A 20851-nucleotide genomic window follows, 5' to 3' on the forward strand; every position below is an offset into this window, starting at 1 on the left:
AGGTCCTCCGTGATCCGTCGCCGCACCCTGCTGTCCACCGCCCTGGCCGCGACGGCCGCCATCGGCCTCGCCGCCTGCTCGAAGGACGACAGCGGCTCGAGCGCCTCCGACGGCGGGTCCGACGGCGGCGGCGCCGCCGCGCTCTCCGGTGTGGACGTGAGCGACGACCTCGGCTCCGAGCCGACGGTCTCCTTCACCGCGCCGCTGAGCATCGACGCCGCGGACGCCCGGGTGATCGCGGCCGGCGACGGCGCGACCCTCGCCGAGGGCGACACCGTGATCATGCGCAGCATGTACGTCGACGCGAGCACGGGGGAGACCCTCCAGTCGTGGTGGCAGGGCGCTCCCGCGGGGGGCCTGCAGGTCACCTCCGACGGCCTCGGGGCGGAGGCCTTCGCCTTCTTCCAGACGGTCACGGTGGGCTCCCGCTTCGCGATGGCCGGCTGGCAGCAGGACAGCAGCGGCAACGCCGTCTCGCTCGTCCAGGTGGGCGACGTGGACCGCGTCGTCTCCCCGCTGCGCGCCGAGGGCGCCGAGCAGAAGCCCTCGGGCACCTACCCGAAGGTCACGCTCGGCAAGGACGGCGCCCCGGCGATCGACGGTCCCGGCTCGGGCGACGCCCCCGCGAAGACCGTCCGCGAGGCACTCATCGAGGGCACCGGGGACACGACCCGCAAGGGCGACTACCTCACGATGCACTACACCGGCTGGGCCTGGGAGACGGGCGAGCAGTTCGACTCCTCGTGGGAGCGCGGCGCCCCGTTCAGCTTCGTCCAGGGCCAGGGGCAGGTCATCACGGGCTGGGACGACAACCTGCTGGACCTCAAGGTCGGCAGCCAGGTCATGCTCGTGATCCCCGGCGACGAGGCCTATCCTGCCGACTCCGGGTCCGAGCTCGCGGGCCAGACCCTCATCTTCGTGGTCGACGTCCTCGACGCCGCCCACACCAACGCCTGACCACCCCCAATATCGGAGGAACGATGAACCGCAGCAAGCCCGAGATCGACGCCCCTGAGGGCCCCGCGCCCACCGAGCTCGTGATCGTCGACGAGACGATCGGCGACGGCGAGGAGGCCGGCCGCGGCGACGTCGTCGACGTGCACTACGTCGGCGTCTCGCACTCGACCGGCGAGCAGTTCGACGCCTCCTGGGACCGCGGCGAGCCGCTGCGCTTCCAGCTCGGCGTGGGCCAGGTCATCACGGGCTGGGACCAGGGCGTGCAGGGCATGAAGGTCGGCGGCCGCCGCCGCCTCGACATCCCCGCGCACCTCGCCTACGGCGACCACGGCGCGCCGCCGGTCATCGCCCCGGGCGAGACCCTCATCTTCGTGTGCGACCTGGTGGCGGTGCACAAGCGCTGAGCCCCTCCGCCCACGCGTCGGGCGGGGAGCAGCAGGGCCTGTTCGAGGCCCCTGCCCCCGCCGCGCCCGCCCCGACCGACCCGGCCCGCGACTCCGCGGGCCGGGTCGGTGGTCTGCGCACCACCGCCGGCTTCGCCCTCGCGCAGGAGCGGCCCGTCGCCTCCGTGCGGCTGATCGGGGTGCTGCCGCATCTGGACCGCCCCTTCGAGTACGCGGTCACCGCGGAGACGGCCGCCGCGGAGGCGGGCATGCGGGTACGGGTCCGCTTCTCCGGCAAGGACACCGAGGGCATCGTCCTCGAGCGGCGGGACGAACCGACGACGGACCGCGCGCTCGCCCCGCTCGTCCGGCTCGTCTCCGAGGACGTCGTCGTGCCGCCCGCGCTGATGCGCGTGTGCGAGGACGTCGCCGATCGCTGCGCGGGCACCGTCGGCGACGTGCTCCGCCTCGCGCTCCCGCCGCGCCACGCCCGCGCCGAGAAGCGCGACCGCGAGATGGCGGCCGCGGAGCGGGACGCCGCCGCCCGCGCGTCGGCCGCAGCCGCGGAAGCGGAAGCGGGTGCCTCCTCCGATGCCGACACCGACACCGACACCGACACCGACACCGACACCGACACCGACACCGACACCGACACCGACACCGACACCGAGGATGCTCCCGCAGCGGACGCCCCGCCGACGCCTCCGCGACCGGGCGACCGCTACCCGGGGCTCGCGGCGCTCCTGACCCGCGCGGGCGGCGCCGAGGGTCCCGTGCCCCGCGCGAGCCTCACCCTCGACGCGGGCGACCCCTGGACCTCCGTGACCGCCGGAGCCCTCGAGGACCTCGGCCCCGACCGCGGCGCCCTCGTCATCGCCCCGGACCAGCGCGACGTGGCCCGCCTCTCCCGCGTGCTCACCGAGCGCGGCGTCGACCACGAGGTGCTCGCCGGCACCGAGGGACCGGAGAAGCGCTACCGCACCTTCCGGCGGGTGCTGCGCGGCGCGACCCGCGTGGTGCTCGGCAACCGCTCCGCGGCCTTCGCCCCCGTCCGCGATCTCGCCCTCGTCATCTGCTACGACGCCTCCGACGACCTCCTCACCGAGCCGCGCGCCCCGTACCCGCACGTGCGCACGGTGCTGCAGGCGCGCTCCGCCGAGGAGCGCTGCGCGCTGCTCTTCCTCGCCTCGAGCGAGTCCGTGCCGCTGCGCGCCCTGGAGACCGCCGGCTACCTCCGCCGGCTCGAGCCGCTGCCCGCGCCCGTGACGGCCGTGCGGCCCCGGATCACCGCGATGGACCAGTACCTGCGCGACCGCGAGGGCGCCTCCGGCCGCTCCCGCATGCCGCGCGAGGCGCTGCGGGTGATCCGCGAGGGCCTCACCCGGGGGCCCGTTCTCGTGCAGGTGCCGCGTTCGGGGTACGTCCCCGCGATCGCCTGCACCTTCTGCGGCACCCGCTGCCACTGCCCCGAGTGCTCCGCCCCGCTCTCGCTCACGGGCCGCTCCGGCCCGCTGCACTGCCGGGTCTGCGGTCGCCGGGAGGACGGCTACCGCTGCCCCGAGTGCCATCGCACCGAGGTGCGGGCGATGGTCGTCGGCTCCACGCGGACCGCGGAGGAGCTCTCCCGCGCCTTCCCGTCCGCACGCCTCCAGGTCGCCGGCGGCGCCCACGGACCGCTCGAGGACGCCGACGTCGACCCCGCCGGGATCGTCGTCGCGACCCCCGGGGCGGAGCCCGCTCCCGAGGGCGGCTTCGCCGCGGGCCTGCTGCTGGACGCCGACGCGATGCTCGCCCGCGCCGCCTACGACGCGGACGTCGAGGCGGTGCGCCGCTGGCGCAACGCGATCGCCCTCGTGCGCACCGCCGAGCACGGCGGGGAGGTGCTCGTCGTCGGCACCTCGACGCTCCCCGCGATCCGCGACCTCGTCGCCCATCGCTCCTCGGTGTTCCTGGACCGGGTGCTCGCCGACCGCGCCGAGCTGGACCTGCCTCCCGCGAGCCGGCTCGCGGAGATCGTCGGGGACCGGGACGCCTGCCGGCGCTTCCTGGAGAACGTCGAGCTCCCGGACGGCACGGACCGCTTCGGTCCCGTGGACCTCGACGGTCCGGGCCAGGCGGGCACGGCGCGCGCGGTGGTCAGGATCACCCCCTCGCGCTCCCGGGAGCTGACGACCGCGCTGCGCTCGGGCGTCGCGGGCCGCTCCGCCCGCAAGGAGCGGGGCTCGCTGCGGGTGCGGCTCGACCCGCCCGACGTCTTCTGACCCTGCCGTCCCCGTAGAATCGAGCCATCATGCGTCTGCTCTTCGCCGGCACCCCCGAGGCCGCCCTCCCGTCCCTGCGCGCCCTGCTCGACTCCCCCCACGAGGTGGTCGGGGTCCTCACGCGCGCCGACGCCCCCCGCGGCCGCGGTCGCCGCCTCCACCCGAGCCCCGTCAAGGAGCTCGCCCTCGAGGCGGGCGTGCCCGTGCTCACGCCGCGCACCCTCCGCGACGCCGCGGTGCAGGAGGAGATCCGCGCGCTCGCCCCGGATGCGGCCCCCGTCGTCGCCTACGGCAACCTCGTCCCCGCCGCCGCGCTCTCGATCCCCGCCCACGGCTGGGTCAACCTGCACTTCTCCCTGCTGCCCGCCTGGCGCGGAGCCGCTCCCGCGCAGCGGGCCGTGCTCACGGGGCAGCGGGAGACCGGCATGAGCGTGTTCCGCCTCGAGGAGGGTCTGGACACCGGCGACGTCATCGCCTCGGCGCCCACGGCCATCGGCCCGCACGAGACGGCCGGCGAGCTGCTCGAGCGCATGTCCCACGACGGCGCGGGCCTCCTGCTGCAGGCCCTCGACGCGCTCGAGGCCGGCACGGCCTCCTTCACCGTCCAGGACCACGACGCCGCGACCCACGCCGCGAAGCTCACCACCGCGGAGGCCCGGATCGACTGGACGCGCCCCGCCGAGGAGGTCGACGCGCACGTGCGCGGCATGAGCCCGGACCCGGGCGCCTGGACCCTGCTGCGGGGGGAGCGGTTCAAGGCCCTCGGCACCGAGGAGCCCGCACCGGACCCCTCCGTCACCGCCGCTCCCGGCGAGCTCGTCGCGACCCGTCGGCAGCTGCTCGTGGGCACCGGCACCGCGCCGATCGCCCTGTCGGTCGTCGCCCCCGCCGGGAAGCGGGCCATGCGCGCGGCGGACTGGGCGCGGGGAGCGGGCCTCGAGCCCGGCACCAGCTTCGAGAACGAGGAGGACCGCGCATGAGCCGCGAGGACGGACAGCGCCGCTCCGGCGGCCCGGGCGGGGACCGCCACGGCGGTCAGGGCCGCAGCGGGAACGGCCGGGACGGACAGGGCCGTGGCGGCCAGGGCCGCGGCCGGGACCAGCACGGCCACGAGCGCTCCGGCTCCCGGGGCAGCGGCGGCCCGCGCCGCGGGTGGTCGCAGCAGCGGCCCTCCGAGCGCCGTGGTCGCACCACCGGCTCCCGGCTCGTGGCCTTCGAGGGGCTGCGCACGGTGCGCGAGGACGACGCGTACGCGAACCTCGTGCTCCCGCAGCTGCTGCGCCGACACCGCCTCCCCGGCCGGGACGCCGCCTTCACGACCGAGCTGTTCTACGGCTCCCTGCGCGCGCAGGGCCGTCTCGACGCCGTGCTCGCCGCCTGCATCGACCGCGACCTCGAGGACGTCGACCCGGATCTCCTCGACGTCATGCGGCTCGGCGCCTATCAGCTGCTGGACATGGCGGTCGCCCCGCACGCCGCGACCTCGGAGACCGTGGCGCTGGCCCGGCAGGAGGTCGGCGCGGGGGCCGCGAGCTTCGCGAACGCCGTGCTGCGACGGGTGGGTGAGCGGACCCTCGAGGAGTGGCTCGAGGAGGTGGCCCCGGATCGCGCGAGCGACGAGACGGGACATCTCGCGGTGCGGCACTCGCATCCCCGCTGGGTGGTCCGTGCGCTCTCCGACGCCCTCGCCGGCCACGGCCGCGACCGCTCCGAGATCGATGCGCTGCTCGCCGCCCAGAACACCGCCCCCGCCGTCTCTCTCGTCATGAGGCCGGGTCTCACCGACCTCGACGAGCTGATCGACGAGGGCGCCTCCCGCGGGCACCTCTCCGTGTTCGGCGCGGCCTGGCCCTCGGGGGACCCGGGCGGCATGGACGTCGTCAAGCAGGGGCGCGCCGCCGTCCAGGACGAGGGCAGCCAGCTCACGGCGCTCGCCCTCGCCCTCGGCGCCGACGACCTCGTCACCGCGGACGACGCCCACTGGCTGGACCTGTGCTCGGGCCCCGGCGGCAAGACCGCCCTGCTGGGCGGCCTCACCGTGGACCACGACGCGGACCTGCTCGCCCTCGAGCTGCAGCCCCACCGCACCGAGCTCGTCGACCGCGCCGTCGCGACGCTCCGCGAGGCGGGGTGCGAGATCGAGACGCGCACCGGCGACGGCACCGCGATCGGCGCCCAGATGCCCGGCCGCTTCTCCCGCGTCCTCGCGGACGTCCCCTGCTCGGGTCTCGGTGCGCTGCGCCGCCGCCCGGAGTCGCGGTGGCGCCGCAGCCCGGGGGACATCGGCCACCTCGGCGCGCTCCAGCGGGACCTGCTGGGCTCCGCCCTCGACGCGACCTCCCCCGGCGGCGTCGTCGCCTACGTGACCTGCTCGCCGCACCTCGCGGAGACCCGGCTCGTCGTGGCGGACGTCCTGCGTCGCCGCGACGACGTCGAGCAGCTCGACGCCCGCCCCGCCGTGCGCGCCGGCATCCTGCCCGAGGAGCAGGAGGCCGCCGAGCTCGGCGAGGGACCCTCCGTGCAGCTGTGGCCCCATGTGCACGGGACCGACGCCATGTTCATCGCCCTGCTGCGCAGGACCCCCTCCGAGGAAGGACCGAAGGCCTCATGAACTCCGCCTACGCGACCGACGGCCGCTACATCCACCCCAGCATCCTCAACGCCGACTTCATGAGCATCGGCGCGGAGCTCGACAAGATCTCCACCGCGGACAGCGTCCACGTCGACGTCATGGACAACCACTTCGTCCCGAACCTCACCTTCGGCGCGAGCATGGTCGAGCAGATCGTCGAACGCAGCCCGATCCCCGTGGACGCGCATCTGATGATCGCCGACGCGGACCGCGAGGCCCCGGTCTACGCCGAGGCGGGCGCGTCCTCGGTCACCTTCCACCTCGAGGCCGCGGCCGCGCCGGTGCGCCTCGCCCGTGAGCTGCGTCGCAAGAACGCGGCCGTCGGGGTGGCGCTCCGTCCGGCGACGCCGGTCGAGCCGCTGCTCGACGTCATCGGCGAGTTCGACATGCTGCTGCTCATGACGGTCGAGCCGGGCTTCGGCGGGCAGAGCTTCCTGGAGACCATGCTCCCGAAGATCCGCCGCGCGCGCCGCGCGATCAGCGAGGCGAACCTGCAGGTCTCCATCCAGGTGGACGGCGGCGTCTCGCGCGAGACGATCGAGCGCTGCGCCGAGGCGGGGGCGAACGTCTTCGTCGCCGGCTCCGCGATCTACAAGGCCCGCGACGCCGCCGAGGAGATCGCCGTGCTGCGGGAGCTCGCCGCCGGGCACTGATCCCCGCGAGGAGTGCCTCGTCCGACGCCCGTCCGCCCTCGGCGGACGGGCGTCGTCGTCCCCGTCGGGCTGGTCTAGAGTTCCCCTGTCACGCAACGTGACGTGCTCCGGGGTCGGTGGAAGTCCGAGCCGGCGGTGACAGTCCGCGACCCGCTTCGGCGGTGGAGCCGGTGGGATTCCGGCACCGACAGTACAGCCTGGAAGAGAGGCGCACGTCCGCACGCGGTCGGGCGCCTCCGCGCATCCGTCCTCCCGTGCCGGCACAGCTTTGTCCCCCGGAGTCACTGCATCCGACGGGAGAAAGGCACCGACATGGATCTTCTGCAGTGGCTCTTCACCGCCCGCCTCGACCTCGGGAACGGACAGTTCCTGCTCTGGCGCGAGGTGCTCGGCAACGTCTTCGGACTCCTCAGCGCCTTCGGCGGCATGCGCCGCAAGGTCTGGGCCTGGCCGATCGGCATCCTCGGCAACCTGCTCCTGCTCACGGTGTTCATGGGCACCCTCTTCGGCGATCCGCAGGCCGTGGACCTGCTGGGCCAGGCGGGTCGCCAGGTCATGTTCATCGTCACGAGCGTCTACGGCTGGGTCCGCTGGAAGCAGGCGAAGGACTCCGGCGGCACCGCCGTCGAGCCAACCTGGGCCTCCTGGGGCACCCGCGCCCTGCTGCTCGTCGCCCTCGTCGGCGGCACGGCCGCGCTCACCCCGCTGTTCCGCGCGCTCGGCTCCTACGAGCCGGTGTGGGCGGACGCCTGGATCTTCATGGGCTCCCTGCTCGCGACCTTCGGCATGGCCAAGGGCTGGGTCGAGTTCTGGCTGATCTGGGTGGCGGTCGACGTGGTCGGCGTGCCGCTGCTGATCAGCGCGGGCTACTGGGCGAGCGCCTTCATGTACGTCTTCTACGGCGCCTTCACGCTGACCGGGTTCTTCGTGTGGTGGCGCGTGCGCCGTCGCCACGACGCCGAGGGCGGGGGAGTGACGGTCGAGACCGCGCACCTGGACCCCACCGTGGGCCGCGGCGACCACGGCCGACGCCGCAGCAGCTGACGCTCCCTTCGTCCCGTCCCGTCCCGGCACCGCGTCCCGGCGCCGCGCCCCGCACCCGCGCCGCCGCCCGCTGGGCGGGCGCGGGCGCGGGCGGGCACCGGGGATCGGTACCCTGGACCCGTGAAGGATTTCGAGGCGCTGTACGCCGAGCTCATCGAGAAGGCCCGGACCCGACCGGAGGGCTCCGGCACCGTCCGCGAGCTGGACGGCGGCGTCCATCAGATCGGCAAGAAGATCGTGGAGGAGGCGGCGGAGGTCTGGATGGCCTGCGAGCACGAGACCGACGACGACGCCGCCCTGGAGATCAGCCAGCTGCTGTACCACGTCCAGGTCATGATGGTCGCGAAGGGCCTCACCCTCGAGGACGTCTACCGCAAGCTCTGAGCGATGGGCCCGCAGCTCCTGCGGGCCCCCGCCCGGACCGTCCCCCTCCGTCCCCCGACCCAGCACGCCGCCGCTCCCGGCGGCGGAGGAGCTTCCATGCTGCGCATCGCCGTGCCCAACAAGGGCGCCCTGTCCGAGCCCGCCGCCGACCTCCTGCAGGAGGCGGGGTACCGCCGTCGCGGCACCGCCAAGGAGCTCGTCGTCGTCGACCACGAGAACGACGTCGAGTTCTTCTACCTGCGCCCCCGCGACATCGCCGTGTACGTGGGCTCGGGGACCGTGGACGTGGGCATCACCGGCCAGGACATGCTCCTGGACTCCCGCACCCCGGCCCGCGAGATCCTCGACCTGGGCTTCGCCCGCTCGACCTTCCGCTTCGCCGCGCCGAGCGGCACCCGCTCGCAGGTCGCCGAGCTCGAGGGCCTGCGGATCGCGACGAGCTACGAGAACCTCGTCGAGGACCACCTCGCCGAGCACGGCGTGCACGCCGAGGTGGTCCACCTCGACGGGGCCGTCGAGTCCTCGATCCGGCTCGGCGTCGCCGACGTGATCGCGGACGTCGTCGAGACCGGCACGACCCTGCGCCAGGCGGGCCTGGAGCCCTTCGGCGACCCGATCATGACGAGCCAGGCGGTGCTCTTCTCCCGCCCGGAGCTCGAGCTCGAGGACGCCGCCGCGCGCTCCCTCGAGGTGCTCGAGCGGCGCATCCGCGGCGTGCTCGTCGCGCACCGCTATGTCATGCTCGACTATGACATCCCCACCGCGCAGCTCGAGCGGGCCGTCGCGGTCTCGCCGGGATTCCAGTCACCCACGGTCTCCCCGCTGCACGGCGGCGAGTGGTCCGCCGTCCGCGTCATGGTGGACAAGAGCGGCGCCCATCGCATGATGGACGAGCTGTACGACGTCGGCGCGCGGGCGATCCTCGCGACGGCGATCCAGTCCTGCCGCATCTGAGGAGGCCGGGCGGTCACGATGACCGATGAGGAGCTGCCGACGATCGTCCTGCGACCCCGCCTGGTGCGGGTCGCGGGCTACGCGACGGGGCTCCTCACCCTCGCCGGCGTCGTCTTCTGGGCCCTCGTCATCCCCGGCTTCACCCCGGGCGGCCGCGCCGTGCTGATGGGCGCCGGCGTGGTCGCGCTCGCCATCTGCCATCTCGAGGCGCGGGTGCGGCTGATCGCCCACCCGGACACGCTCGTCGTCGTCAACCACCTGCGCACCCGCACCGTCGACTGGGCGGAGGTGGTGGGCGTGAGCTTCCCGATGGGCGATCCCTGGGCCCACCTCGACCTCGCCGACGGCACCACGCTGGACACCATGGCGCTGCAGCGCGCGGACGGCCGTCGCGCCGTCGCCGCCGCGCACCGGCTCGCGGCGCTCGTGCGCGAGCGCGGCGAGGCCCGCCCCGGCACCCTGGGCTGATCCGGCGCGTCACCGCCGGAGACGGTGCGGCGCCGCTCACCGCAGGGCCGCGCTCAGCCGCGGGTGATCCGCTGCGCCGCGGCGCGCCCCGCGAGGGCGCCGAAGAGGAAGGCTGCGGGATCCTCGTCGAGAGACCGCCCCATCGTCGAGAGCCGCACCGGCATCCGCTCGAGCGCCGCCCGCAGCCCGTCCCCGGGCACCTCGACGCTCCGGTGCTCGACCCCGCGCTTCCGCGCCCGGTCGATGATCATCGAATCCACCTGTTCCGCGACCGACGCATGGAATGCGCTGTAGTCGGCGTTCGTCGGGGAGAGCAGCGGCAGCAGCGCCGGGGCGAGGGCCGCGCGGCCGAGGGTCGTCGACGCGTGATGGGACAGCCCGTGGTGGCGCTCGCGCGCGTCCCCCTCGGAGACCCGCAGCGCGGCGACGACCGTGCCGCCCAGCACATGGGCGGCATGCAGGGACTCCACCAGCTGGAGGCCCGAGAACCCCCACGGCGTGCCCGAGCCGAGCGTGCCCGGCCCCTGGACCGCGATCACGACGTCGGCGTCCAGCACGTGCCGCGCGCCCAGCAGCGCCGAGTGGACGGTCACCGCCTCGTGCTCGCCGCCGAAGGCCTGCCCGCAGCTGATGACCCCCTGCACGAGCTCCCGCTCCCGGAGCTCGGCGGCGGTGCGGGAGAACGCCGCGGGCAGGGCCGCGGCATCGGTGTGCACGTGCACGATCCGGGCGTCCGGGTCCGTCTCCCGGATGCCGGCGACCACGGCGGGCAGCGCGGAGTGGAGGTCCGTGACGACCACGGGCATGCCACCGAGGTCCTCGGCGTCCTGGAGCTGCGCATGGTGAGGGCTCGCGGGATCGTCGATCGCGTCGAGCACCGTCTGCATCGGGGTGTAGCGGGCCTTCACCATGTGCCCGGCCGGATCCGGCTGGGCAGCGGACCCGCCCGTCGTGGCGACGGCGTCGGGACGGGCGACGACGAAGGCCTGCCCGCCGGTGCCGAGGCCGCGCCGCAGCGCATTGGTGTTCAGGAGCACCGCCTCACCGGGGGAGGGGGCGCCCGTGAGCTCCGGATAGGCGAGTGCCTGCACCCGCTCGCCGCCCTCGAGCTCCACCTCGCAGCGCACGACCCCCGACCAGGCGGGAAGGTTCGTCACGACGGTTCCTCGTTCCCAGCGCAGCATGCGCGCCATCCTACGGAGATCCGCAGGGCGGGTGCCCGCGACCACTATCCTGGGCGGGTGGCTGCACGAGGTGTGGAAAGACTGCTCAACGTCATCATGACGATCGGCTCGCGCCGTCGGATCGACCGCGCGAAGCTGTTCGCCGTCATCCCCGAGTACAAGGAGGCTGTGAGCGACCAGGCGGCGGAGCGCATGTTCGAGCGCGACAAGGCCGCGATCCTCGAGCTCGGGCTCCCGCTCGTCACCGAGTCGGACGTCCTGGACGACAATACCGTCTACTACCGCATCGCCTCGCCGCGCGAGGACGCCGTGCTGGACCTCAGCACTGCGGAGTACACCGTGCTGCTCGCCGCGAGCCGGGCCTGGGACCAGGCCGCCGCCGGCGGCGCGGCCCGGCGGGTGCGGGCGAAGCTCCTGAGCCTCGGCCACGACGCCGATCCTGATCTGCTGCGCCGCACGCCCCGCGGCGCCGTCGAGTCCCTCCCCGTGCTGAGCCCGCTGCTCGAGGCCGTCACCGACGGCACCCGCGTGCGCTTCTCCTACCGCGCCGCGACAGGCTCCGTCGCCGAGCGCACCGTCGAGCCCTGGGTGGTGGGCGTGCACGACGGCCACTGGTACGTCTACGGCTGGGACACCGGCCGTGAGGACGTCCGCATGTTCCGCGCCTCCCGCATCGAGTCCTTCCCCCGCGCGGCCGGTGAGGCCGCCCGCCCGCGGCCGGAGCAGGTGGACCTCGAGGAGGTCCTCTCCCGCATGCACACGGGCGACGACTGCGACCGCGCCGTACTGCGCGCCGAGCCCTTCAAGGCGCTCGCCCTGCGCGATCGCGCGGGCGCGGATCTCGCCGCCCCCGAGCTCACCCTGCCCGAGCTGCCCCGCGCCGCCGCGCGCCGACTGCTGCTGGGCGAGATCCGCTGGACAGAGGTCACCGCGCCGCCGGAGTGGCGCCAGGAGATCCACGAGGTGCTCGCCCAGATCGCCGCCGCGCACGAGGGCCCGGCCGATCTCTCTCCCCTCGAGGCCGCCCCCGAGCGCACGGCCTCCCGGATCCGGGTCTCGAGCTCGAGCAACGACGACGTCTCCCGCCTCATCGCGGTGGCCTCCTACGTCATGCAGCGCGGCGAGGTGGAGCTCGTCGAGCTCGCCGAGGCGCTCGGGGTCACCGAGAAGCAGGTGACCGCCGATCTGCAGGTGCTCTTCCTGTGCGGCGACCTCGGCACGGGCTGGGAGGACCTGATCGAGGCGGAGTGGGAGCACGGGGTGGTGCGTGTGCGCAACGCGGAGCCGCTGCGTCGCGCCCTGCGCCTGAGCGCGGTCGAGGTCACGGCGCTGCTCGCCGGCCTCGCGGCGCTCGAGGCCACGGCGGGGGAGGCGGCCGAGGCGATCGCCTCCGCCCGCGCCACGCTGCTCGCCGCGGCAGGCCTGGACCGTCCCGCCGTCGCGGCGCCCACAGGGTTCGGGGCCCCGTCGGAGGACGCGGACGCCCCGGGGACCGGGGACGCGGGCACCGAGCCGCCGTCGCACGACGAGCCCCGTGAGCGCCCCGAGGAGCGGACCGCCCATCGCGCCGACGCCGTGCTCGCCGCGGTGCAGTCCGCGCTGCGGGCGGCCGACGACGACCCCGCCTCCCGGCTGATGATCCGCTACTCCGCCTCCGACCGCCCCGGGACGAGCGTGCGGCGCATCCGCCCGCTGCGGCTCGAGACGGACGGAGCCCGGTCCTACCTGCTCGCCGAGTGCGAGCTCGCGGGCGCGGAGCGGCGATTCCGCCTCGACCGGATCGTCGAGCTCCCCGCGCCGGGGACCGAGCAGCACCCCGCGCTGCCCGGCGAGGACACCGCGGATCTGCAGGGCGTGGTGGGGAGCGACCCCGAGGACGCGCTCGAGGGGACCTGGCTCCGGCTCGAGCCGCCGGCGCGCTGGATCGCGGAGTCCTTCGAGGCCACCGCGCTGCGGGACGGCGAGGGCGCCGTGGTCTACGCCCGGCTCGACGACCCGTTGCGCGCTCCGCTCGTGGACGCGGTGCTCGAGACCGCGGGCGCGGCGACGGTGCTCTCGCCCCCCTCGCTGAGAGACACGATCGTGACCGTGGCGCGCACCGCCATGGCACACCATTCCTAGGTCCAGGGACTACCCTGGGACCGCCCACCGAGCGGTGGGCGGAGCCCCTCCGGAGCCTCCCGGGCTGCACCCGGTCCGATGTGGGACCATGGCCCGAGCCGTGACGACCACGGCGATGTTGAAAGGTAACCCCCATGAGCTTCTTCAAGAGCCCGGTCGCGATCGTGGTGCTTCTGATCCTGGTCGTCCTGCTCTTCGGCGCCGGCAAGCTGCCGAGCCTCGCGCGCAACGTCGGCAAGTCGATGCGCATCTTCAAGAGCGAGGTCGAGGAGATGCGCGGCGACGACAGGCCCTCCGACGAGGACGACGAGGACGACCGCCCCGTGCGACGCAGCACGGAGCGCACCTCCGAGCGCAGCCGCGAGTACGACCCCCGCGACACCGCCGACGAGACGACCCCCGTCCGCGCCCCGCGCGACGAGGACGACTCGTACCGCCGCGACTGATCACCTCGTCGCCCGACGAGGTCAGGGGTCCGGGCCGGTGACGGCCCGGACCGCGACTGCCGGGAGGAAGCACGTCCGTGGCCAGTGACACCCAGGCCCAGGGGACCCCCAAGAAGGGTCGCCGCCCCAAGGATCCCGAGGGACGCATGTCCCTCGGCGAGCACCTCATCGAGCTGCGCAACCGGCTCGTGATCTCCGCGATCACGATCGTGCTGCTCTCGATCGTGGGCTGGCTCATCTATCCCTGGGTCTTCGACGCGCTCCAGCGTCCCTTCACGCAGGCCGCCTCCCAGGGCATGCAGGCGGACCTCAACTTCCAGGGCGTGGGCACGGGCCTGAACGTGCGGCTCCAGATGTCCGCGTACGTGGGCATCATCCTGTCGAGCCCCATGCTCATGCTGCAAATCTGGCTGTTCGTCATGCCCGGCCTGCACAAGAACGAGCGCAAGTACGCGATCGGCTTCTTCGGCAGCGCGATCCCGCTCTTCTTCCTGGGCTGCGTCGCCGGCTACTGGGCCGTGAACCAGCTGGTCCCCGTGATGCTGAGCTTCACACCCGTCAGCGACACCGTCACCCAGTACATCAAGTACGACGAGTACCTCGCCCTGCTCGTGAAGACGATGCTCGCCTTCGGCATCGCCTTCGTCATGCCGGTCGTGCTCGTGCTGCTGAACTTCCTCGGCATCCTGCGCGGGAAGACGATGCTGCGCGCCTGGCGCTGGGTGATCTTCGTCTGCTTCGCCTTCACCGCGGTCATGGTGCCCACCCCGGAGCCCATCACCCTCATCGGCATGTCCCTCGCGATCTCCTCGCTCTTCTTCGCCGCCGTCGGCATCGCGCTGCTCCACGACCGTCGACACCCCCGGGTCGAGGACGAGGAGCTGGACGACGAGACCGCGAGCCGCATCGACGGACCCTCGGACCTCGACGACGACGGTGAGGGCCGGTGAGCCGTCTCCGGGTCGGCCTGCTCGCCAATCCCGCCGCCGCCTTCGGCGCCTCCCACCGCGTCGGTCGCCAGGTGGGCCAGCTGCTCCGGCTCGCCGGCGTGTCCGTGGTGGACCTCTCCGGCCCCACGATGCACGTCGCCCGGGCCCGCGCGCTCGAGGTGCGCGACTCGCTCACCGCGCTCGTCGTCGTGGGCGGTGACGGCACCGTCGCCCTCGGGGCGGAGATCGTCGCCGGTACCCCCGTGCGCCTCGGCATCGTCCCCGCGGGCAGCGGCAACGACGTCGCCCGCGCGCTGGACCTCCCGGTGGACGATCCGGAGGCCTCGACCCGTGCGCTGCTCCACGCCCTCTCGCGCCCGGCGGTGAGCGTCGACGCGCTCGAGGTGGTCTCCGCCGGGGACCAGGTGCCCCATCACCGCTCCGTCGCCCTCGGCACGGTAAACATCGGCTTCGACGCCCAGGTGAACGCGCGGGCGAACAGCTACCGCCGGGGCCGCTCGACCCGCTACACCGCGGCCGTCCTGCGCGAGCTGCTCACGCTGCACGACCGCCCCTTCTGGATCGAGGTGGACGGCGGCCCCCGCGAGGAGATCGCGACGTCCCTGCTCTCGATCTGCTCGACCGGCTGGTACGGCGGCGGGATGCACCTCGTGCCGAGCGCCCGGATGGACGACGGCGCAGCGGATCTCGTCACGCTCACCGGCGTCGGCCGTGCGAAGCTGCTGCGCTTCTTCCCGCGGGTGTTCCGCGGCACCCACACGGGCGTGCCCGGTTTCGCCGTGCGCCCCGTCCACGAGGTGACCGTCGGGCTGCGCACGGGGGAGGCCCAGCGGGCCTTCGCCGACGGCGAGGCCGCCGCGCAGCTCCCGCTCACCGTCCGCGTGCTGCCCGGCGCCGTCCGCCTGCTCGTGGATCCCGACGCCCTGCGCCCCGCCGAGGCCGCCGCACCGGAGGGGCCCGACCGCAAGGAGCAGGCATGACCTCCCCGTCCGAGCAGTACGCGGCCTGGGCCGCGCAGCGACGTCTCGACGCCTCCGAGCTCGGGAGGTTCACCGGCCGCTTCCCCTTCGCGCTGGACCCGTTCCAGCTCGAGGGCTGCCGGGAGCTCGAGTCCGGCCGCTCCGTGCTCGTCGCCGCGCCGACGGGCGCCGGCAAGACGGTCGTGGGGGAGTTCGCCGTGCACCTCGCGCTCGCCCAGGGCCGCAAGGTCTTCTACACGGCGCCCATCAAGGCGCTCTCCAACCAGAAGCACGGCGAGCTGGCCGAATGGCTCGGCGCGGAGCGCGTGGGACTGCTGACGGGGGACACCTCCGTGCGGCCGGACGCCGAGGTGGTCGTCATGACCACCGAGGTGCTGCGCAACATGCTCTACGCGGACTCCCCGCTGCTCGAGGGCCTCGGCTTCGTGGTCATGGACGAGGTGCACTACCTCGCCGACCGCCTCCGCGGGCCGGTCTGGGAGGAGGTCATCATCCACCTCGACCGCGCCGTGCAGCTCGTGGCGCTCTCCGCGACGGTCTCCAACGCGGAGGAGTTCGGCGCCTGGCTGCAGGAGGTCCGCGGCGACACCGGGATCGTGGTCTCCGAGACGCGGCCCGTGCCGCTGTGGCAGCACGTCGTCGTCGGCGACGAGCTCCTGGACCTCTTCGTCGACGACGCGGGGGCCCCGGTCGTCTCCCACGGTCCGGGGGCGCGCAGCGACCGGCTCGTGAACCCGCAGATCCAGCAGATCGCCTCCGTCTCCCTCCCGGCCGACGGCGGCGGCCGCGGCTACGCGGGCCGTCGCGGCACGAGCGGTCGCCATCGCCCGCGCGGCAGCGGCCAGCGGCACGGCGGCGGCCACCGGGGGAGCGACCATCGCGGCGGTGACCACCGCGGCGGGGATCCTCGGGCCGGCGAGCGCCGCGGCGGCGATCGCGACAGGTACAGCAGGGAGGGCAGGGACCCTCGCGACCATCGCGGGGGTCTGCCGCGTCCCGCGCGCCGCACCGAGGTCATCTCGATGCTCGACGACGCCGCCCTGCTCCCCGCGATCGTCTTCATCTTCTCCCGCGCGGGCTGCGAGGCCGCCGTGCGGCAGTGCGCGCAGGGGCGGCTCCGCCTGACGAGCGAGGACGAGCGGCTGCGGATCCGCCGCGTGCTCGACGAGCGGCTCTCCACGATCGGCATCGAGGACGAGGAGGTGCTGGGCATCCATGCCTTCCGCCGGGCGGCCCTCGACGGCTACGCCGCCCACCACGCCGGGATCCTCCCGCTCCTGAAGACCGTCGTCGAGGAGCTCTTCGCCGCCGGTCTCGTGAAGGTCGTCTTCGCGACGGAGACCCTCGCGCTGGGCATCAACATGCCCGCCCGCTCCGTGGTGCTCGAGAAGCTCGTGAAGTTCAACGGCGTCGAGCACGCCGATCTCACCCCGGGGGAGTACACCCAGCTGACGGGGCGCGCGGGTCGCCGCGGCATCGACACCGAGGGCCATGCGGTCGTGCTCGCGGGGCCCCGCTTCGACGCCTCCGGGGTCGCCGCCCTCGCCTCCCGGCGCACCTACCCGCTGCGCTCGGCCTTCCGGCCCACCGCGAACATGGCCGTGAACCTGCTCGAGCGCTTCGACCTCTCCCGCGCCCGGGAGACCCTCGAGACGAGCTTCGCGCAGTTCCAGGCGGACCGCTCCGTCGTGGGCCTCGCCCGGCGCGCCCGCGAGCTCGAGGACACCGCCGCCTCCTACCGCGAGGCGCTCGACTGCGACCGCGGGGACCTGCTGGGCTATGCCGCCCTGCGCGACCGCATCGCGGACCGCGAGAAGGTGCTCTCCCGCCACCGCGCCGAGCGGGACCGCGACCGGACCGCGGGCATCCTGAAGGGCCTGCGCCGCGGCGAGATCCTCGCGCTGCCCGGCGGGAAGCGGCGCGGCTACGCGGTCGTGCTCGATGTCGACACCGCGGTGCTCGGCGGGCCCCAGGTGCAGCTGCTCGACACCGAGGGCCGCCGGCGCACGATCCGCCCGTCGGACCTCCCCTCCTCCCCGGCCGTCATCGACGCGATGAAGCTGCCCCGGGCGGAGACCCTCTCCGCGACGAAGGTGCGGCGGGACACGGCCGCCGCGCTGCGCCAGCACCTCTCGGGCCACGACGACGCCCGGGCGGACGTGCGCCGGAGGGCCGGCCGCGTTCCCTCGACCGCGGCGACGGACGAGACGCTGATCGCGCTGAAGGCGGAGCTCGCGGAGCACCCGTGCGCGCAGTGCCCTGATCTCGAGGCGCATCTGCGCTGGGTGCACCGTCACGAGAGCACCCGCAAGGAGCTCGCCTCCGTGCACCGCCGCATCGAGGGCCGCACGAGCTCCCTCGCCCGCGAGCTCGACCGCCTCACGGCGCTGCTCGAGGAGCTCGGCTACCTCGAGGGTCGGGACGGGCAGCTCGTCCCCACGGAGCGCGGGCTGCGCCTGCGCCGGATCTTCTCCGACCGCGACCTCATGATCGCCGAGTGCATCGAGCACGGCGCCTGGACCGGGCTGGACGCCGCCGGGCTCGCGGCCGTGGTCTCCGCGGCGGTGCACGAGTCACGGCGGGACGACGGCGGTGCCCCGGAGATCATCGTCGACGCCGCCGTGGACGCCGCCCTCGAGGCCACGGCGCGGACGGCGCAGCAGCTGCAGGCCGCGCAGACGCGCCACGGCATCGACGCGACGCCGCCGCCGGACCCGGCCGTCGCCGCGACCGTGCACCGCTGGGCGCGCGGCGTGCACCTCGCCGGCGCGCTCGAGGGCACCGGCATGCCGGCGGGCGACTTCGTGCGGCACTGCCGCCAGGTGATCGACCTGCTCGACCAGCTCACCGTCGACGAGCAGCTCGGGGCCGTGGCGCGCTCCGCGATCCTCGCCGTGCGCCGGGGACTCGTCGCCCAGGAGATCGATCGATGAGCGTTCTCCCAGGCGGGCAGGAGAGCCTACAGCCCATGTCCACCGCACCCTCAGCGCCCTCCCCGAGCACCGACGCTCCCGCGCCCCACGACGACCGCCTCCCCACCCTGTACACGGGCATGGTCCTGTACAGCACGGACGAGCCCGAGGCGACCGCGATGCTCGTCGCGGACGGCCTCATCGCCTGGGTCGGCACGGAGGACTCCGCGGCCGTCCTGCACCCGGACGCCCGGCGCGTGGACGTCACCGGATGCCTGATCACCCCCGGCTTCGTCGACGCCGCCGCGACCGCCGACGGCTCCGCGCCGGATCCTGCCGGCGACGCCGCGGCGGCCGCCGCCGGCATCGTGCTGCGGCTCCCCGGACCGACGGGCACGCGCGAGGGGGTCCGCGTCGTCGCGCCGGTCACCGAGAGCGTCCCGTACCTCGACCTCGTCGCCGACGGCACGCCGCTCGCCCTCGCCTCCGCGGGGGAGGAGGGCGCCGCGGACCCGTGGAGCTGGGTCCGGGCCGCCGCCCAGCAGGGCGAGCCCTCCCAGCGCATCAGCGACCGGGCCGCCTTCCTCGCCGCGAGCCGGGGCGGGCAGCGGGTCGCGGGGCGGCGCCATCCCGGCTCCCTGCGCACCGGCATCGAGGCGACCTTCGTGGTCTGGGAGCCGTGGGACCTCACCGTGCGGGGCCACGGGGACCTCATCGAGACCTGGTCCACGGACCCCCGCTCGAGGACCCCGCTGCTGCCCGACCTCGAGCAGGGCGCACCGCGGGCGCTGCGCACCGTGATCGACGGTGCGATCGTCCACGACGCCCTGCCGCAGAGCGGCGCATGACGGCCACCCGGAGCGGCGTGCGATCCCCGGCGCGCCGGCGCGACGCCGAGCATGCCGCCGAGCTCGTCCCGACCCCGTGGCCGATCGCGCTGCTGTGCGGCGTCGCGGGCGGTGTCGCCTGCCTCGTCGCCTTCCCGCCCTACGGCCTCTGGCCGCTGCTGCCCGTCTCCGTCGCCCTGCTCGTCGCCGGCGTGATGGTGCGCTCGGCGGCGCTCGCGGTGCTCGTGTCCCTGCTCTGGGGACTCGCCTTCTTCGTCCCGCTGACCGTCTGGGCGAACACCTATGCGGGGGCGATGCCGTGGATCGCGCTCGGGATCTTCGAGTCGCTCTCCGCGGTGCTCTTCGGGCTGCTGGCCCGCACCGTCATCGTGCGCCGGGGGCTGCGGGCCTCGAGCTGCCTCGTCGTCGCCGCGCTGTGGACGGGCGTCGAGCTGCTGCGCAGCCACGCCCCGTGGGGCGGCCTGCCGTGGGGGACGAGCGCCTACGCCCTCTCCGAGTCGCCCCTGCTGAACCTCGGCCCCTGGATCGGGACCGCCGGCCTCGCCCTCGTCGTCGGGATCCTGGGGATGCTCCTCCTGCACGGCGTGCTCGCCCTCACGGGACGCACGCGGCGCGGGCTCCGCGGTGTCGCCGGGGTGTGGCCGCTGTCGCTGGCCGTCGGCCTCGTCCTCGTCACCGTCGTGGTGCCGCTGCCGCAGAACCGCGCGCCGGAGGGCCGCTCGAGCATGACGATCGCCGGGATCCAGGGGAACATGGACCCGATCGACCCCGCGACGCTCACCATGCCCGACGGCGTCTACGAGAACCACCTCCAGGTCACGCGGGACACGATCACCACGGCCGAGGAGAAGGGCGAGCAGCTCGAGCTCGTGGTCTGGCCCGAGGACTCCACCGAGTACGACCCCCGGCAGGACCCGGTGCGCTCCGCGCAGCTCGCCCAGGCCTCCGCGGACGCCGGCGCCCCGCTCCTCGTGGGCACCCAGACCCTCGTCGGCGACCACGAGCGTCTGAACAACTCCCTGCTGTACACGGCGGACTCCGCGGACGGCGACGTGCCCTACACCTACGCCAAGCGCCATCCCGTGCCCTTCGGCGAGTACATCCCCGCACGGTCCTTCTTCCGCACCCTCACCAACAAGGTGGACCTGGTCGGCTACGACATGCTGCCCGGACAGGAGGTCGGCGTCATGGACCTCGCGAGCATCACCGGTGACGAGGACTCCGCGAAGGTCGGCGTGCTCATCTGCTTCGAGATCGCCTACGACAACCTCGTCCAGGACACGGTGCGGGACGGCGCCGAGGTGATCGTCGTGCAGTCCAACACCGCGCTCTTCGGCGACTCCGACGAGTCGATCCAGCAGCTCGCCCAGGCGAAGGTGATGGCCGTCGTCTCGGGCCGCAGCGTGGTCCACGTGGCCACGGTGGGGGAGTCGGCGATCTTCAGCCCCGAGGGCCGCCAGCTCTCCTCCGTGGGCCATTGGGAGCAGGGCGCCCTGCTCGCCGAGGTGCCCCTGCGCACCGGCATCACGCCCGCCGTCGCCGCCGGTCCCTGGATCGGCATCGGCATCTCCGCGATCGGGTTGATCGGACTGCTCGGTGCGCTCGGCACGCGCCGCCGCGCCCTGCCCACCCCTCGCCGCCGCGACCGCGACCGACCCCGCACCAGGAGCTGAC

18 protein-coding genes and 1 riboswitch are annotated in these 20851 nt (G+C 74.4%); of the genes, 17 read left to right on the forward strand and 1 reads right to left on the reverse strand.

Annotation, left to right across the window (positions count from 1 at the left end):
* Positions 1–9: 9 nt before the first annotated feature.
* The 10 genes from NLU66_RS11830 (at position 10) to NLU66_RS11875 (ending at position 9736) form a co-directional block, all read left to right on the forward strand.
* The gene (locus NLU66_RS11830; protein ID WP_259359878.1) at positions 10–957 is read left to right on the forward strand and encodes an FKBP-type peptidyl-prolyl cis-trans isomerase; all 948 of its coding nucleotides are present in this window, start codon (positions 10–12) and stop codon (positions 955–957) included.
* A gap of 23 nt (positions 958–980) precedes the next feature.
* A complete protein-coding gene (locus NLU66_RS11835; RefSeq protein WP_259359879.1) occupies positions 981–1361 on the forward strand; it encodes an FKBP-type peptidyl-prolyl cis-trans isomerase in 381 nt (126 codons plus the stop codon).
* A gap of 113 nt (positions 1362–1474) precedes the next feature.
* Complete coding sequence (locus NLU66_RS11840; RefSeq protein WP_416232196.1) at positions 1475–3601, forward strand: primosomal protein N'; 2127 nt, start codon at positions 1475–1477, stop codon at positions 3599–3601.
* Positions 3602–3630: 29 nt separating this feature from the next.
* Positions 3631–4581 (forward strand): methionyl-tRNA formyltransferase, encoded by a 951-nt coding sequence (gene fmt, locus NLU66_RS11845; RefSeq protein WP_259359881.1) that lies wholly within the window; start codon positions 3631–3633, stop codon positions 4579–4581.
* Positions 4578–6212, forward strand: a complete 1635-nt coding sequence (locus NLU66_RS11850) for an RsmB/NOP family class I SAM-dependent RNA methyltransferase (RefSeq protein WP_259359882.1) — start codon at positions 4578–4580, stop codon at positions 6210–6212. Before fmt ends, NLU66_RS11850 begins: the two co-directional genes overlap by 4 nt.
* On the forward strand, positions 6209–6886 hold the full coding sequence (rpe, locus tag NLU66_RS11855) for a ribulose-phosphate 3-epimerase (RefSeq protein WP_259359883.1): 678 nt from the start codon (positions 6209–6211) through the stop codon (positions 6884–6886). The genes NLU66_RS11850 and rpe overlap by 4 nt, the downstream gene beginning before the upstream one ends.
* A 99-nt stretch (positions 6887–6985) precedes the next feature.
* Positions 6986–7103, forward strand: a riboswitch (FMN riboswitch).
* Between the two features lie 95 nt (positions 7104–7198).
* Positions 7199–7930 carry a nicotinamide riboside transporter PnuC gene (pnuC, locus tag NLU66_RS11860; RefSeq protein ID WP_259359884.1) on the forward strand — a complete coding sequence of 244 codons (732 nt, stop codon included), beginning with the start codon at positions 7199–7201 and terminating at the stop codon, positions 7928–7930.
* A gap of 120 nt (positions 7931–8050) precedes the next feature.
* Positions 8051–8314, forward strand: coding sequence for a phosphoribosyl-ATP diphosphatase (locus tag NLU66_RS11865; protein WP_137770779.1), 264 nt, complete (start codon positions 8051–8053; stop codon positions 8312–8314).
* Positions 8315–8410: 96 nt separating this feature from the next.
* Positions 8411–9268, forward strand: coding sequence for an ATP phosphoribosyltransferase (gene hisG / locus NLU66_RS11870; protein WP_137770780.1), 858 nt, complete (start codon positions 8411–8413; stop codon positions 9266–9268).
* Positions 9269–9286: 18 nt separating this feature from the next.
* Entirely contained in the window at positions 9287–9736 is a 450-nt protein-coding gene (locus NLU66_RS11875) for a PH domain-containing protein (RefSeq protein WP_259359885.1), read from the forward strand.
* A gap of 53 nt (positions 9737–9789) precedes the next feature.
* Here NLU66_RS11875 and NLU66_RS11880 read toward each other — a convergent pair whose 3' ends face one another.
* Positions 9790–10893 (reverse strand): DUF3866 family protein, encoded by a 1104-nt coding sequence (locus NLU66_RS11880; RefSeq protein WP_323374414.1) that lies wholly within the window; start codon positions 10891–10893, stop codon positions 9790–9792.
* 123 nt (positions 10894–11016) lie between these two features.
* Between NLU66_RS11880 and NLU66_RS11885 the strand changes: the two genes are divergently transcribed.
* The 7 genes from NLU66_RS11885 to lnt all read left to right on the forward strand — a co-directional run bounded on the left by NLU66_RS11885 (position 11017) and on the right by lnt (position 20850).
* Positions 11017–13041 (forward strand): WYL domain-containing protein, encoded by a 2025-nt coding sequence (locus tag NLU66_RS11885; protein ID WP_259359887.1) that lies wholly within the window; start codon positions 11017–11019, stop codon positions 13039–13041.
* Between the two features lie 134 nt (positions 13042–13175).
* Complete coding sequence (tatA, locus tag NLU66_RS11890; RefSeq protein WP_259359888.1) at positions 13176–13487, forward strand: Sec-independent protein translocase subunit TatA; 312 nt, start codon at positions 13176–13178, stop codon at positions 13485–13487.
* A gap of 77 nt (positions 13488–13564) precedes the next feature.
* Positions 13565–14437 (forward strand): twin-arginine translocase subunit TatC, encoded by an 873-nt coding sequence (tatC, locus tag NLU66_RS11895; protein WP_259359889.1) that lies wholly within the window; start codon positions 13565–13567, stop codon positions 14435–14437.
* Positions 14434–15417, forward strand: a complete 984-nt coding sequence (locus NLU66_RS11900) for a diacylglycerol/lipid kinase family protein (protein WP_259359890.1) — start codon at positions 14434–14436, stop codon at positions 15415–15417. Before tatC ends, NLU66_RS11900 begins: the two co-directional genes overlap by 4 nt.
* Complete coding sequence (locus NLU66_RS11905) at positions 15414–18350, forward strand: DEAD/DEAH box helicase (protein ID WP_259359891.1); 2937 nt, start codon at positions 15414–15416, stop codon at positions 18348–18350. Before NLU66_RS11900 ends, NLU66_RS11905 begins: the two co-directional genes overlap by 4 nt.
* Before the next feature lie 35 nt (positions 18351–18385).
* Positions 18386–19177 carry a hypothetical protein gene (locus tag NLU66_RS11910; RefSeq protein WP_259359892.1) on the forward strand — a complete coding sequence of 264 codons (792 nt, stop codon included), beginning with the start codon at positions 18386–18388 and terminating at the stop codon, positions 19175–19177.
* Positions 19174–20850, forward strand: coding sequence for an apolipoprotein N-acyltransferase (gene lnt / locus NLU66_RS11915; RefSeq protein ID WP_259359893.1), 1677 nt, complete (start codon positions 19174–19176; stop codon positions 20848–20850). Before NLU66_RS11910 ends, lnt begins: the two co-directional genes overlap by 4 nt.
* Position 20851 lies beyond the last annotated feature (1 nt).

Source organism: Brachybacterium sp. NBEC-018 (assembly GCF_024860185.1).
Classification (GTDB): domain Bacteria; phylum Actinomycetota; class Actinomycetes; order Actinomycetales; family Dermabacteraceae; genus Brachybacterium; species Brachybacterium rhamnosum.

Coding starts and splice junctions, on each gene's coding strand:
- lnt (WP_259359893.1), top strand. CDS start 19,174: ATGACGGCCACCCGGAGCGGCGTGCGATCCCCGGCGCGCCGGCGCGAC.
- hisG (WP_137770780.1), top strand. CDS start 8,411: ATGCTGCGCATCGCCGTGCCCAACAAGGGCGCCCTGTCCGAGCCCGCC.
- tatA (WP_259359888.1), top strand. CDS start 13,176: ATGAGCTTCTTCAAGAGCCCGGTCGCGATCGTGGTGCTTCTGATCCTG.
- NLU66_RS11910 (WP_259359892.1), top strand. CDS start 18,386: ATGTCCACCGCACCCTCAGCGCCCTCCCCGAGCACCGACGCTCCCGCG.
- NLU66_RS11875 (WP_259359885.1), top strand. CDS start 9,287: ATGACCGATGAGGAGCTGCCGACGATCGTCCTGCGACCCCGCCTGGTG.
- pnuC (WP_259359884.1), top strand. CDS start 7,199: ATGGATCTTCTGCAGTGGCTCTTCACCGCCCGCCTCGACCTCGGGAAC.
- NLU66_RS11835 (WP_259359879.1), top strand. CDS start 981: ATGAACCGCAGCAAGCCCGAGATCGACGCCCCTGAGGGCCCCGCGCCC.
- NLU66_RS11885 (WP_259359887.1), top strand. CDS start 11,017: ATGACGATCGGCTCGCGCCGTCGGATCGACCGCGCGAAGCTGTTCGCC.
- NLU66_RS11905 (WP_259359891.1), top strand. CDS start 15,414: ATGACCTCCCCGTCCGAGCAGTACGCGGCCTGGGCCGCGCAGCGACGT.
- NLU66_RS11850 (WP_259359882.1), top strand. CDS start 4,578: ATGAGCCGCGAGGACGGACAGCGCCGCTCCGGCGGCCCGGGCGGGGAC.
- rpe (WP_259359883.1), top strand. CDS start 6,209: ATGAACTCCGCCTACGCGACCGACGGCCGCTACATCCACCCCAGCATC.
- fmt (WP_259359881.1), top strand. CDS start 3,631: ATGCGTCTGCTCTTCGCCGGCACCCCCGAGGCCGCCCTCCCGTCCCTG.